Source organism: Oenococcus sicerae, from assembly GCF_004102045.2.
In the GTDB taxonomy this organism is placed as follows: domain Bacteria; phylum Bacillota; class Bacilli; order Lactobacillales; family Lactobacillaceae; genus Oenococcus; species Oenococcus sicerae.
In genome coordinates this window covers 407307-420944 of sequence record NZ_CP029684.2, presented here as the reverse complement: position 1 = coordinate 420944, position 13638 = coordinate 407307, and the positions used below count along the sequence as shown (strand labels likewise).

Sequence of the window (13638 nt, the reverse complement as noted above, 5' to 3'; positions counted from 1 at the left end):
AGCACTAAAATTTGAATAAGTTGCTATTGAATAGCGCCTTCAGTAGCGCTGTGCATGATTTGCTTTTGCAGCAGAATAAACAAGATGATGATCGGCATGATAGCCAGGACTAAACCAGCCAAGGCCAACTGCCATTGGCTGTTAGTCTCGCTGAAAAAATAATACATTTTGATCGGGATCGTATACATACCATCTTTATTGATCACTAAAGAAGGAAGCAGGTAATCGTTCCAGATTTTCATGGCGTTTAAAATAATCACGGTTCCGGTCATTGGTGCGACTGCAGGCAAGATGACGCCAAAGAACGCTTTGATCGTGTTAGCACCGTCGAGCATGGCAGCTTCGTCAATGCTTCTAGGAACACCAAGAAATGCACCATAATATAAAATAATTGACAGACTTAATGACAGGCCAGTGTTCATTAAAATCAAGCTAAAACGATTCAGGAAATCGATTTTCCCAAAAATAGTAATCAAGGGGATCATAATGGATTGAAAAGGGATCAGCATTGTCGCAGCGCATAAATAATAAATAATTGAACTGATTTTGCTGTTTGTTCTGGCCAAAGCATAAGCTGCCATAGAAGCTAAAATTGTGATCAGTATGACACTAGAAACGGTAATTAGCAGCGAATTAAAGAAACTTTGGACAAAATCCAGGTCTTTAAAGGCTTGGATATAGTTGTTAAAAGATGATTTGGAAATCGTCAGTGGATTAGCGAAGAGCGCTGATTTTGTTTTTAAAGAATTAATAAAAATGATAATAAAGGGATAAAGCCAGAAAAAAGCCAGAATAACACTGATCAGCACTGTGACGGTCCGCACCAATTTAGTCTTCATTTTTCTCCCCCTTTCTCGAGAAATATAGCTGGCCAAACGAAACCAATGCTACGAATATGAATAACAGAATACCAGCTGCTTGTGCATAGCCCTGCTGGTAATTGACAAAGGCCGTGTTGTAAATATTCATCGAGATCATTTCAGTTGAGCGATATGGACCGCCGTTGGTCAAGGCTAAGTTCTGCTCGTAGAGTTTAAAGGAATTTGCCAATGTTAAAAACAAACTGATCGTGAACGCTGGCGCTAATTGCGGCAGCCTGATGTGCCAGAAGATCTGTCCTTCGTTAGCACCATCCAATTGAGCCGATTCGATCGTGCTGATCGGGATAGCGTTCAAAAATGCAATATAGATCAGCATGACATAACCGCTCATTTGCCACCAAAAAAGAATGACCAGTCCCCATAGACCGGTCGTTGGTGAACTGAGCCAGCCGTTGAAAAAAGAGAGGTGCAACTGGCTGCCGATAGCACCAAAGACTTGTACGAAAATAAACTGCCAGATGAATCCTAAAAGAATGCCGCCGATCAGATTAGGAATGAAAAAAATTGTCCGCAAAAGTCGATTCAAACGATTATTGCGATGTGTGACCAATAAGGCAAAGCTCAAGGCGATCCAATTAATGCCGACAATTGACAAAAGAGAGAATGACAGAGTTAAAGCACAGCTTTGCAGAAAATTAGTGTCGTTAAAAAGCAGGATATAATTTTTCAAACCGATCCAAGTTGCGCTAATGCCATTGGAGTTGGTGAAAGAATAATAAATACCGATCAAAAAAGGAATGATGATGACGATGCCAATGAGTAATAAGCTCGGTAGCACAAATAGCCAATAATCATATTTTTTTGCAAACATCATTTACCTCCTTGAATTTGCCGCAACTGATTATATTTGCGGCTAGTCTGGTCAATGAAATTCTGCCAGCTCATTTTATTTGCGAAGTAGCGTTGCATATTCGGGCCGATCACTTCTTGGCTGAAACCATTAGGAAATTGTTTATGAACAGGAACCGAAGCCTGTTTGCTGGTGCCGATCTTATAAATTTCTTTGGAAACAGGATCTGGCAGCTTGCTTAAAGGAAAATTGATCGTGGCTGGCACATAGCGCATTTCGTTAACGATCACATTCTCGCTGGCGGTCGATGTGTACATCCAATTCAGGAAAGCTTTGGCTGCTTTTTCTTTGGCTGGATGTTCGTTAGTGATACCGATATACCAAGATGAACCGGTCATGATTTTTGATCGACCTTTGACGTAGTAAGGCAGCATACCGAGATTGTCTTTAGTGAAATTTTTCTTTAAGCCGTCTAAGGTCGGAATGATCCAATTGCCTTGCGGCACCATGGCGACTTTACCATTGAAAAACAGGTCTTCGACTGAAGCATCATAGCGGACAGATAAGATCGGCTGTACGTTATATTTTTTTATCAGATCCGTATAAGCCTTCATTTGTTTGCTATATTGCCAATCTAAATTTTGGCTATGATAGGCTTTCGTCAAATTATTGTGATAGGCTTGCGACAAAAATTGTGCTGAAAAAGAACTAATTGAAGCTGTATCGGCGCCATTGAAGGCAAAGATGCCTGACAAATGCAGTTGCTTTTCTTGGCTCGCAATTTTTTGAACAGCTGCTTTAAAACTAGCGTAGTCGTGAATCTGTTTGACATCAATGCCGGCTTTACGGAAAACAGCTTTATTGTATGACCAGCCGTAGCCTTCTAGATCGACAGGTATGCCTAAAATTTTGCCGTAAATTCGACCACCGCTTTTTAACGAAGGTATGATTTTTTTCTGAATGGCCATGTTATCTAATGAGATCAATCTATTATGATAGCGGTCAACTTCTGGCAAACCACCCAGCATGACAAGATCTGGCGCATCGCCGGAAATAAATTTTGCTTGCAGCGCAGAGGCACCATTGCTGTTTCCCACGGTCGTAACTTTGATTTTAATATTGGGGTGGGATTTTTGATAAAGTTTTGCTAAATGCTGATAACTCTCAGCAACTTCAGGCTTTTGATTGAAGAAATCAATCGTTGTGCTGTTGCTGCTTGACTGCCGATTAGATAAGCCTAAATAACTAAGAGAGATCAAACAAAAAAATGATAATAACCACAAAGAAATTTTCTTAAAGTGCATAGATACTCACCTCCAGTCAAGGGCATAAAGAGTGACATCCGAACTATTGAAAACAATGGTGCTAAGTCCATTATATTATGAAAGTGCTTTCATTTACATAACGAACGTCTTTCAATTAGGTTAAGCAGTCGAGGCTTATTTTTTGTGTTGGAGATAATCTTGGCAGCTGGCATTGATGACGGCACCGATCAAAATAATATAACTAGAAAAGTTCAGCCAAAACATGAGCAAAATGAAAACACCGATCGTGTGATAAGAAGAAATTTGTTTGGCAAAATTATCGACATATAATTGAAAACCATTTGCTAACAACAGCCAAGAAACAGAAGCGAACAGAGCGCCGATCCAGATATATTTGAATGAGACTTTTTGCTTGGGGATGAAATAGTAAAGCAGTATCAGCAATACAAACATGCCGAACCATAGAATGATGTTTTTCGCGTAAAACACTTGTGATAACCAAGAAAATGACGGGCCTAATTGATTCTTGAACAAATCAAAAATAGATTGTCCAAATAGGAGCAGCGACATGGCAATGATGAAAACTAGCAGAGCAATTAACAGTAAGAAAAAGGACGCAAAACGGACTAATATCGGATTTTGTTTATTTTGTGTTTCATAAATTTGGTTCAAGCAGCCGCGCAGTGTTGCGATCAAACCTGATGCAGACCAAATCGTGATCAAGATACCGATCGAGAGACTTTCATTGCTGCCGTTTTGCAGAAAAGAAATTAAAATAGGCTTGACCAGACTACTGATATTATCGGGAATCACGGGCGTGATATAAGCGAGGATCGTGCTGACGCTGATTTTGAGGTAAGTGAGCATGCTTCCTAAAATCAGGATCATTGGCGGTAGCGATAATAGCAAGTAATAAGCCAAAATAATTGCGTTATTGTTAATGTCGCCTTGTTGAAAATATTTGCCAAAGAGTCGGCCCCAACGTTTCGCTTTTAATAATGTCGGATGTCGGTTTACCCAAGCCGCCATACGTTTTTTAACTTCTTTAATGGCCGGCATCAGTTCTCTGCAAAAATATCGTTGTTTTTCAATTCTTCAACGATTTTTTCAATTCCTGGCATTTTCAGCCCTTTTTTGTAAACAAGACTAATAATAAATTCAGGTACTTTTTTATTATCGATGTGGAGGGTCGCCAAGCCGTCTTGTTTACTGACAGCGATTTCCACAATAAAAGCGATACCGTTTTTTTCTGCGATCATTTTTTTTAAGATGTTGATATCGGGTGTCTCATAAAGGATTTTTGGGTAAATGTTATAGGTTTCTTCTAGCTTTCGAAAAGCGATCGGGTGAACAAATCCTTTTTTTAAAGCGACGAATTTTTCATCAACCAGTTCTTGGAAACTGACCTTTTCTCGACTGGCAAGCGGATGGTCTTTGTTTACGACGATCAAATACTGTTTGCGATCAATTTCGATTGCTTCTAAGCCTTCAACATTTAGCGGCTCGACCGATGAGATAATAGCAATATCCAACCGTCGATCCTTTAAAGCATTCAAGAGCAAGTCCGAACCAGCTTCATGGGTCGCAATGTTTTTGAACATTTCATTGCCGATAAAATGTTTGGCTAGTTTTGGAAAATAATAATTACCAATAATTTGCGGCAGTCCAAATTCAATCGTCGGCAGACTGATTCGATCAATTTCTTCATGGGCAGCAACGGCTTCTTTTATAATATTTAAAGTATGTTTTTCCAGTATCTGACCAGCCTCGGTCAGAGAAAAAGTATCATGCGACCGATTACGATTGACCAATGGTTGTTTCATTTCCTTTTCTAGCCGTTTCAGAGCAAAAGAAATAGTCGGCTGACTCACATTAAAAAAATCAGCCGTTTTCGAAAAAGACTGTAAGTGCGATAGCTTATCGAAATATTCGAGGTCTGTGAATTTCATATAAATTAATTTTATCGCATTTATAAATTTTGACTATAAGGAAGGCAGAGGCATATGCTGGCGATGTATTTGAGGAGAAAAAATGACAGATCCAGTAAGTATTTTAAATGATCCTTTTAAGAATAAAGGAACCGCTTTTACAGAGACAGAAAGAACAGCCCTTGGCTTAAACGGCCTGCTTCCGGCTAAAGTCCAGACAATTCAAGAACAAGTCGACCAGACTTATGCACAATATCAAAGCAAAGTTAATAATTTAGAAAAACGTCATTTTCTAATGGAAATTTTTAACACGAATCACGTCCTTTTCTACAAATTATTTTCACAGCATATCGTCGAATTTATGCCGATCGTTTACGACCCGACGATTGCTGATACGATTGAAAATTATTCTGAATTATTTGTTGAAACGCAAGGCGCTGCTTATTTGGATATCAATCATCCGGAAAACATCGCAGCTAGTTTGAAAAATGCCGCCAATGGGCGTGACATCAAATTAGTCGTCGTGACTGATGCCGAGGGTATCTTAGGTATTGGCGACTGGGGTGTGCAGGGAGTCGATATTTCCGTTGGTAAATTGATGGTTTATACAGCTGCTTCTGGTCTTGATCCGGCCTCCGTTTTGCCGATCGTGATCGATGGCGGCACTAATAATCAGCAGCTTTTAGATGACCCGCTATATCTTGGCAATAAATTTAATCGTATTCGCGGCCAGCAGTATTATGATTTCATCGATGAATTCGTTGACCAAATTGAGACTGTTTTCCCTAATTTATATCTTCATTGGGAAGACTTTGGTCGCTCTAACGCAGCCAATATTTTGAATAAATATCAGGACAAGATCGCGACTTTCAATGATGATATTCAAGGAACCGGGATCGTTGTTTTGGCGGGAATCCTTGGTGCTTTGAAAATCTCTGGAGAAAAGCTGACTGATCAAACTTATATGAGTTTTGGTGCCGGAACTGCCGGCATGGGCATTGTCAAACAGCTGCACGAGGAAATGGTGCAAGAAGGACTGTCTGATCAAGAAGCCAAAAAGCATTTCTTCTTGGTTGATAAACAAGGATTATTGTTCGATGACGATCCGGATTTGACACCCGAGCAAAAGCCTTTCGCAGCTAAACGCGCTGATTTTAAAAATGCCGCTGAATTAACTAATTTACAGGCCGCTGTTAAAGCCGTCCATCCTACGATTCTGGTTGGTACCTCGACTCATCCAAACGCCTTTACTGAAGCTATTGTCAAAGAAATTGCCAGCTATACGAAACGGCCGATTATTTTCCCTATTTCTAACCCGACTAAATTAGCCGAGGCCAAAGCCGAAGACTTGTTGAAGTGGACAGATGGTAAAGCTTTGGTAGGAAATGGTGTGCCGGTTGATGATATCCAATATAATGGCGACACTTATCAAATCGGCCAAGTCAATAATGCTTTAATCTATCCGGGACTGGGTTTTGGCGCAATTGCCGCTAAATCAAAGCTCTTGACACCTGAAATGATTTCAGCCGCCGCTCACAGCCTTGGCGGCATTGTTGATACCAATAAAGTGGGGGCTGCCGTCTTGCCGCCGGTCGCTAAGTTAGCTGAGTTTTCCAAAACAGTTGCCCTTGCCGTTGCTAAAAAAGCGGTTGAGCAGGGATTGAATCGTGAACCAATCGATGATGTTGAGAAAGCTGTAGACGATTTGAAATGGGAGCCTGAATACTAATGAATGCCTTTATTACAAGTGTCCAAAGTGTTGTTGAAATTGTTTTAGTGATTGCCTTAGGCTATATCTTGCGTCGTAATGGCAAACTAGGTGATTCTTTTAAGGGAAACATTTCTTACCTGATCATGAATATTGCTTTGCCCTTGTCGATTTTCGTCAGTGTTTTAACTTATTTGACCCGAGCCAAGTTACTGAATTTGTCGAGCGGTTTAGTTTTCGCCGCTGCGAGTTTTGCGGTCAGCTACATTCTGGCTTACTTAATTACGAAAATCTTCAAGATACGTGTTGGTCGTCGCGGCACTTTTATCAACATGTTTGTCAATGCCAACACGATTTTTATCGGTCTGCCTTTAAACCAAGCTTTGTTTGGTGCTAAATCGATGCCTTACTTCTTGATTTATTATGTGATGAATACGATCTCGACTTGGGCGATTGGTGTCTTCTTTATTTCTGCTGACGATCCGACGAAAGATAAGTCAGATAAACAAGCCTTCAATTGGAAAAAGTTATTGCCGATGCCCTTGGTTGGTTTTCTGATCTCGCTTGTCTTTCTCTTGCTTGCGATTCCAGTTCCTGCCTGGGTCACAACGACTTTTTCCATGGTCGGCGGTATCGTGACACCAATGTCCTTGATTTATATTGGTATCATTTTGGCCGATGCAGGCCTGAAGTCCATTCACTTTGATCGTGATTCGATCCTAGCCTTAGTTGGTCGTTTCATCATTGCACCAGCCGTCATGATTACGATTCTCAAACTCTTCGGCGGCAATATGCCTCAACTAGAGTCATCAACTTTGATTATTCAAGCGGCCGCACCTGGCCTAGCTGTTTTGCCGATTTTGGTGGGACAAAGTCATGGGGATGTCGAATATGCCACGAATGTGGTCACGACTTCAACAGTCTTGTTTATCATCGTTGTGCCGATTTTGATGCAAATTATCTAAAGTAAAAGTATATTAAAACCCACTATTCTGTGGGCTGCTTCAAACGTTAAAGTGACTATTTAGTTGTCTACTAGGCGACATGTTGTCGATATTGAATCGATGGGATGCCGCTTTTTTGTCACTGTTTATCTGATATCAAACGACAATACAGGATGGACAAGTTCGTTTATGCTAAATCCGTGAAATTATCTTTATTCATTTTAATGTGGCGAACATGATACTTGTCAATTTGTTTGTCGTCATAATGATGGGCAATTTCAATAACTGTTTGAGGCAGTTGATAGAGAATATCACGAATTTTTTCAGAGTTTCTCTGGTCTAGAGATGCGGTTACTTCGTCTAGTAAAAACAGTGGACGTTTTCTTAACAAAGCTCGAGCGATTGATAGCCGTTCTTTTTGTCCGCCAGAAAGATTCTTTCCTTGATCCCCGCATTGGTAGGTCAACGGGTCAGCACCTAGTTCTGTGTTCAAGTTCACTTTTTTTAAGGCGGCTAACATGTCTTGGTCATTGAATGATTGATTTAACTACAAATTGTCCTTGACGCTTGCATCAAAAACCCAGCTCTCTTGTGTGATGTAAGCATACTGATTGTCGCTAACTGTCTGTCCGCCAAAATGGACTGACCCTGCTGTCGGCGGAAGATTATTCGTCAGCAGATTCAAAAAAGTCGTCTTACCGCTACCAGAATCCCCGCTTAACATGAGCTTACTGCCGTAGGGCAGTAACAGATTTAAGTCTTTGAAAATTGGGTGCTGCCCATAGCCAAAAGACAAGTGATCGATTTTCAGCTCAGGTGCTGCTGGCAGCTGAGCTTTTTGACTAGGATTGGATGATCTGTGCCAAATGATGTCTTTTCTTAGACCGCGAGTCGACTTAATAGCTGTTGTATAGCCGCTTAGTTCTTTAATTGATGAAATGACACGGTCACTAGTCAACAATAATGTGATAATCACGCTGATTGAGACATTGAATAAACGATACTGGCGAAAAACCAGACCGAACGCGACTGGCCCTAGAATTGATACAGTTGAGCAAAGCCAAGCGGCATATTGGAATAGGATTTCTTTGTTGCCTAGAATGCGATAGCCTTCTTCCGTACGCTTGAGATCCTTTTTAATCCCTGCAGCATCGGAACCTGTGCCTGATAATTTTTGATGATGGCAACACCTGATAGCAGTTCTTTTAAGCGGCCAATATATGTTTTGTTTCGATTAGACCAGTTATTTGAAGCTTGATCCAAGACACCGCCGGCAATCATTGAGGGCAGAATACTGATAGCTGCAAACAGAATACTGATCAGCCCTAATACCAGATTGACTCTGAGCACGAATACTGTCGACACGAGTCCTGTAAAAAAAGTTTGCAGCACCATTGGCAAATTGAGGAAATAACGATCTTGAATTTGTCTGGCATCGGCTGTAATTTGATTGAGGACTTTGCTGCTGTCGTTGTCCTGATAACTGACGCGAAAGGCGTTTTCGGCCATGGTGTTTTTCAAGGCAATGTTAGCGTACATTAACGCTCGATTAGAAATACGGGAAAAGAAGTAGAGACTGGTATAAGTGAGAAAGTAGAGGGCGACAAAACGCAAAAGGAAGGTCCAGATATTGCTGATCCCGTGTGTTGCAATGGCTGTGATTTGACCAAAAGCGTAACCATTGATAACACCTTCAAAAGCACCACCGATCGCTAGCAGAACTGTTAAGGCTGTGACCCACCAAGGCACATTTTTGACTAACCATTTTAAATTCAAGTTCGATTTTGTCATTTGGAATCTCCTAATCGTTTAACCACATTGCGTTAAATTGAATGCGATTTTTAATTTTTTATATTCAAGTAAACAGCGATAACATCATAAAAACCCTGTGGGCCCCTTGAATAATTACTGGTTAGTTTATATTTATGAAAATCATCAAAATACAATTGTGAATTTTGAGCAAGAAGAAAATCGAGTGCATTATTCAAGCATTTTTCTGCACATACTAGTAATTTGGGATCTGGTTTAGATGAATTTAGATATTCAGATAACAGAGCTAATGCAATTCCACTTAAGCCATCCCATAGACCAGCCGATTTAGAAAAACATACAGGTAAGTTATTGGCATAACTACAAAAATCAAAACTATCCTTATCGAGCAAAGTAAGGTTGGATGTGACAATGGCTAGCCCAGCGAAACCGTCTGATAAATAAGGCGAAATTGGTGAATTGATAGATTTATACATTTTTACGTATTTACGGCCTTGGATTGAGACCATTCGTTGTCGAATTGAAAGAATAATTTTGTCAAATATTGGTCGAAGGTTATCATCACGAAGCTGATCAATTAAATAGATAATTCCCGCCAAACCGCTTAAACCAATGTTAAGTGCAGCAAATCTATCGTTTGATAATTTGGTTTGAAGAAAATGAGTCACAGCCGCTTTGTTGGAAGATATTTCATCAATTAAAGATGATAATGGTTTTTGTGTTCCTGGGAAAACAACTTTTTCTAATAACACTGCTTGATATACGATTTGTTGAATTTTCTTCTTTTGATCTGTTGCGGACAAAGTATCGTTTTTCTCATTTGTTAAAAAATTAATGGAATCAGTAATTTTCCGCTCTATTAGGGGAGCGCTTAGTTGACGCTTTTGCATAATAAAAACTAAAAACTCAAAAATGCTAGGATTGGTTCCAATTTGTAGTGCCCAATGTGTCAATAGATGATATGACTTGTCAAAATTATTAGTGAGAGATAAGAAATAGTTTTGATCTCCAATCAGATAGAGAAAAAGCATTGCTACTCTCTTGAAGTCACGATCTTGATTATTATATTGAGCGAAATTTGTTTGCCAATATATCTGAGTCTTAATGTAGGATTTTTCTCCTTTCCGTTGCAAGGAATCCAAATCTAAAAATGCGGTTTTATGGCCATCCCAAGAAATGTTTAAATCGGAAACATCAATATTTTCGAAACCGTTTTTGTGTAAAATATCTAATTGTTTTGTAAGCGATAAGGAAATTTTTAAAACTTCCTTCAAAGATTTTCTCCAATTGGGAACTATTAAAGGAGATTGAGTTGAAGGATAATCGTTTAAACTCAAATGAGGATTAAGTTTATACACAAAAAATAGAAAACTTCTCTGATATTCTCTCAATAGGGAGAGGGATAAATGTTAACCCCTTTCGTCTTAAGCCTAAACTAATTGAAAACTCACTTTCCCGATTCTCCGTTTTAAAAGATCCATCATTGTTTAGTATGTATTTCCGTGCTTCTTTCACAATCACTTTTTGGTGGTCGCTGAGTCTGTAACCAAGATACACGTTGCCTGAATTATTTCTCTTAATTATGCCCTGAAGCATATATTTTTGTCGTAATTCAGTTCCAGTATTATTTATCGGGATTGGAAATGGATTGTTTATCCATACCGGTATTTTAAAAATAGGTTCACGATTATCGATAAATTGTGATTTATTTGGCCGAACCTATAAAATACGCATTTAGATTCCTTGTATGGCATGTCTGTTAAAATTTCGGGGCCGGCAAAATTTTTAAGTTTATATGACAAATGATCCATAATGGTTGTCGCTTGAGCGATGCTGGTCGGATAAATAGTTATCAGTTTTCCTGCGTTCCCCATGACAGTCTGACTGTTCATAAAATCGAAAGCGGTGGCCATCTTGTTTACATACTTGAAGTCAACATTCTGGGTGATTAAATATTTTTTACAAATTCGTAAAATTGTTAAATAATTATTCAGGATACTTGAAACATGAATTTTCCAAAAACTGTCTCTCAATTTATTACCAGGGAAATCTATTTGAGTAAATATTCGGCCGACAGTTAAAACGTATCGAGTACTAGTTTTTGTATTAATTAAATGTGTGTCTAATAGCATTAAGAGTTGCCCCCCCTTTTTTTAGTCTAAAAGGATACACCTTAGGAAGACATTTTTAAAAAAGTGTCTCAATAAAGTGTATAGTAAGCGCAATCAACAAGCGAAAGAGGCGGTTGATAATAATATACAAAGAAGGTCATTCGAATGGTTGAAGTTCAAGAAAGACAACAGGCGGTTACGAAGATAAATTCACTTTTTTTGAATTCCCTACCAAATGTCACTGAAGACGGTATTTTACTCAAGCCTTTAAACAACGGGGAAGACGATCAAGAGAGTTTTAGTATTGCAAATATATTCTGATATGTTGAGAAAAGTTTACTGCGTAACCATCGTAACCATATGGTAAACTTTTTGGCGAAAATTCGTTGTTGTTGTGCCGATTTTGATGCAAATTTTCTAACTATGGCATCTGATTTAGAAGGATCCGCTTCGCGTGGATCTTTTTTGGTTCAGCGATTTATCTTGTAAACTATAGGCAATATTAAAGGGGATTTTATGAAAACATTGCAAGTACTAGCACCGGTCGCTTTGGTTGGCGAATTAAATGGCGATATTTTGGCGGTGAAAAATCCCGATACGAGAGTGCCGATTGCGTCTGTGACTAAATTGCTGATCACTTATCAGCTCTATGATGCGATCAAGCAGGGAATTTTATCCTGGCATGATCGCTTGGTAACAAGCCAAAGGATCGCTGATTTTACGAAGAGTGACCTAGTGGCCGAAATTAAATTATCGACAGGGGAAAGTTACACAGTGGAGGATGCACTGGACGCATTTTTCATCCTGTCTGAAAATACTTTTGCTTTTGTGTTTGCTGAAAAGATTTTCCAAAATATTGCCAACTGGCAGGCACAAACGATCAAGCTGCTGGCAAAATGGGGGATCAATAATCCTGTGATTCCTAATCCGTCCGGTCTTTCTAACCAGGATTTAGTGACTTATCAAGATCCAGAAATGACTGATTCCTATGAGCCACTTTTTTCTGCCAAAGAAGTTTTGACAATGACGAGCCATTTGGTCAACGATTTTCCTGAGATCCTAGCACTGACACAAAAAATGAAATTCAATTTTGTCACTGATCGTCAGGTTTATCCCTACTTGAATCGCTTTAAATTTTTAGCTATTCCAACTCATAAATGGCTAGGTTTGAAAACAGGTACTTCGCCTGATACGGAATCTTTTGTTGGTGTTGTTGAGGCGAAGGGACGTCGATATATCACAGTTTACTTGGCTGCTCGCATTGAATTTTTGGAACCCAAGGGTACTAACTGTTATATTGAATCGGAAAAAATGCTGACGGATGTATTGGGATAGGATTCTTGGATTAGTCAAAACAATTTACGAATCTTACCAAATATTAAACCAACCTGTATGGCTATAGGTCTTCAAGCATCTACTATTATAGAAAATATTTCTAAGATTTAATGAGCACGTCTGAACCGCTACTTCCAATAGCGATGAGCAGACCGTTTCTAATGTTTGATTTCAACTTGTAGAAAACTTATCTTATTTTGTGCATTAAATTGGTAGTGATCAAAACCATGAAGGGCAAACAGGCCACCTGTTTTTTTTACGACCTGCGACTGACCACTCTGCTTGGTACTCACCACGATCAGTCGTAACTCGGCAAAGATGCCGCAACTCTTGATTATCTTCGAAAAAGTTCTTAAAAAAATTGGCAAGATCATTAGGATTATTGGCTGTGATTCCGTTTGCGCCTTTAACCATGGCAGTACTGGCAAAAAGAGCTATTATGCCATTGAGTGCCTGATCATCATCGGATGCCATGTCTGAAAGCCTAAAGTAACGCTGAATAGTCTCTTCTCTTGAATTCATACGAGTTCCTTCTTTCAACTGTTTAGTATATACTGAACAGTTGAAAAGTAAAGAAAGGCCAATATGCCTGACATTAATATAAATAAAATAGATTTGACGCAATTATTAAAATCATTGAGTGATCCCATTCGCTTGGAAATTATCGCGGTGTTATTTATGACAAACAAAGAATGTTCTTGCGCCATCTTTAATGACTTGGGAAAAAAGAGCAATTTATCCCAGCATTATCGCAATCTTCGGTTAAATGCTTTAATTTCGATTCGGCGCGCTGGTCTTCACAGCTACCTGACGCTACGTCGAAAAGAACTCGATGAAAGATTTCCGGGCTTGTTGGCGACAATCGTTGATAACTGGAAAAGTCAGCGTCGTTGACGGTTGTTTAAC

Annotated in this window: 14 protein-coding genes and 1 pseudogene; 5 read left to right on the top strand and 10 right to left on the bottom strand. The window is 39.3% G+C overall.

Annotated elements, in window-relative coordinates; all coding sequences use genetic code 11:
* Positions 1 to 23 precede the first annotated feature (23 nt).
* From DLJ48_RS02145 to DLJ48_RS02125, 5 genes are all read right to left on the bottom strand, one after another.
* Entirely contained in the window at positions 24 to 839 is an 816-nt protein-coding gene (locus tag DLJ48_RS02145; RefSeq protein ID WP_128685492.1) for a carbohydrate ABC transporter permease, read from the bottom strand.
* Entirely contained in the window at positions 829 to 1692 is an 864-nt protein-coding gene (locus DLJ48_RS02140) for a carbohydrate ABC transporter permease (protein ID WP_128687061.1), read from the bottom strand. The genes DLJ48_RS02145 and DLJ48_RS02140 overlap by 11 nt, the downstream gene beginning before the upstream one ends.
* A complete protein-coding gene (locus DLJ48_RS02135) occupies positions 1692 to 2975 on the bottom strand; it encodes an ABC transporter substrate-binding protein (RefSeq protein WP_128685490.1) in 1284 nt (427 codons plus the stop codon). Before DLJ48_RS02135 ends, DLJ48_RS02140 begins: the two co-directional genes overlap by 1 nt.
* 135 nt (positions 2976 to 3110) lie before the next feature.
* A complete protein-coding gene (locus DLJ48_RS02130) occupies positions 3111 to 3995 on the bottom strand; it encodes a YihY/virulence factor BrkB family protein (protein ID WP_243148647.1) in 885 nt (294 codons plus the stop codon).
* A complete protein-coding gene (locus DLJ48_RS02125; RefSeq protein WP_128685488.1) occupies positions 3995 to 4885 on the bottom strand; it encodes a LysR family transcriptional regulator in 891 nt (296 codons plus the stop codon). The genes DLJ48_RS02130 and DLJ48_RS02125 overlap by 1 nt, the downstream gene beginning before the upstream one ends.
* A gap of 82 nt (positions 4886 to 4967) precedes the next feature.
* Here DLJ48_RS02125 and DLJ48_RS02120 point away from each other — a divergent pair, with 82 nt between their 5' ends.
* Together DLJ48_RS02120 and DLJ48_RS02115 are read left to right on the top strand one after the other, a co-directional pair.
* Complete coding sequence (locus tag DLJ48_RS02120) at positions 4968 to 6593, top strand: malolactic enzyme (RefSeq protein ID WP_128685486.1); 1626 nt, start codon at positions 4968 to 4970, stop codon at positions 6591 to 6593.
* Complete coding sequence (locus DLJ48_RS02115; protein WP_128685484.1) at positions 6593 to 7537, top strand: AEC family transporter; 945 nt, start codon at positions 6593 to 6595, stop codon at positions 7535 to 7537. The genes DLJ48_RS02120 and DLJ48_RS02115 overlap by 1 nt, the downstream gene beginning before the upstream one ends.
* A gap of 166 nt (positions 7538 to 7703) precedes the next feature.
* Here DLJ48_RS02115 and DLJ48_RS08555 read toward each other — a convergent pair.
* From DLJ48_RS08555 to DLJ48_RS08690, 4 genes and pseudogenes are all read right to left on the bottom strand, one after another.
* Positions 7704 to 8492: pseudogene (locus DLJ48_RS08555) on the bottom strand (ATP-binding cassette domain-containing protein).
* A gap of 119 nt (positions 8493 to 8611) precedes the next feature.
* Positions 8612 to 9307 carry an ABC transporter transmembrane domain-containing protein gene (locus DLJ48_RS02100; RefSeq protein WP_128685479.1) on the bottom strand — a complete coding sequence of 232 codons (696 nt, stop codon included), beginning with the start codon at positions 9305 to 9307 and terminating at the stop codon, positions 8612 to 8614.
* 50 nt (positions 9308 to 9357) lie between these two features.
* On the bottom strand, positions 9358 to 10560 hold the full coding sequence (locus tag DLJ48_RS02095) for a glycoside hydrolase family protein (RefSeq protein WP_128685478.1): 1203 nt from the start codon (positions 10558 to 10560) through the stop codon (positions 9358 to 9360).
* A 378-nt stretch (positions 10561 to 10938) separates the two neighbouring features.
* On the bottom strand, positions 10939 to 11418 hold the full coding sequence (locus tag DLJ48_RS08690) for a class III lanthionine synthetase LanKC N-terminal domain-containing protein (protein ID WP_478212220.1): 480 nt from the start codon (positions 11416 to 11418) through the stop codon (positions 10939 to 10941).
* 144 nt (positions 11419 to 11562) lie between these two features.
* Between DLJ48_RS08690 and DLJ48_RS02090 the strand changes: the two genes are divergently transcribed.
* Positions 11563 to 11718 (top strand): hypothetical protein, encoded by a 156-nt coding sequence (locus DLJ48_RS02090; protein WP_161566095.1) that lies wholly within the window; start codon positions 11563 to 11565, stop codon positions 11716 to 11718.
* A gap of 195 nt (positions 11719 to 11913) precedes the next feature.
* Complete coding sequence (locus tag DLJ48_RS02085) at positions 11914 to 12732, top strand: D-alanyl-D-alanine carboxypeptidase family protein (protein ID WP_128685476.1); 819 nt, start codon at positions 11914 to 11916, stop codon at positions 12730 to 12732.
* 219 nt (positions 12733 to 12951) lie between these two features.
* On the opposite strand, the gene DLJ48_RS02080 is transcribed toward DLJ48_RS02085, so the two are convergent.
* A complete protein-coding gene (locus tag DLJ48_RS02080; RefSeq protein ID WP_243148645.1) occupies positions 12952 to 13254 on the bottom strand; it encodes a hypothetical protein in 303 nt (100 codons plus the stop codon).
* A 63-nt stretch (positions 13255 to 13317) separates the two neighbouring features.
* Here DLJ48_RS02080 and DLJ48_RS02075 point away from each other — a divergent pair, with 63 nt between their 5' ends.
* Complete coding sequence (locus DLJ48_RS02075) at positions 13318 to 13626, top strand: ArsR/SmtB family transcription factor (protein ID WP_128685474.1); 309 nt, start codon at positions 13318 to 13320, stop codon at positions 13624 to 13626.
* The last annotated feature ends 12 nt before the right edge of the window (positions 13627 to 13638 follow it).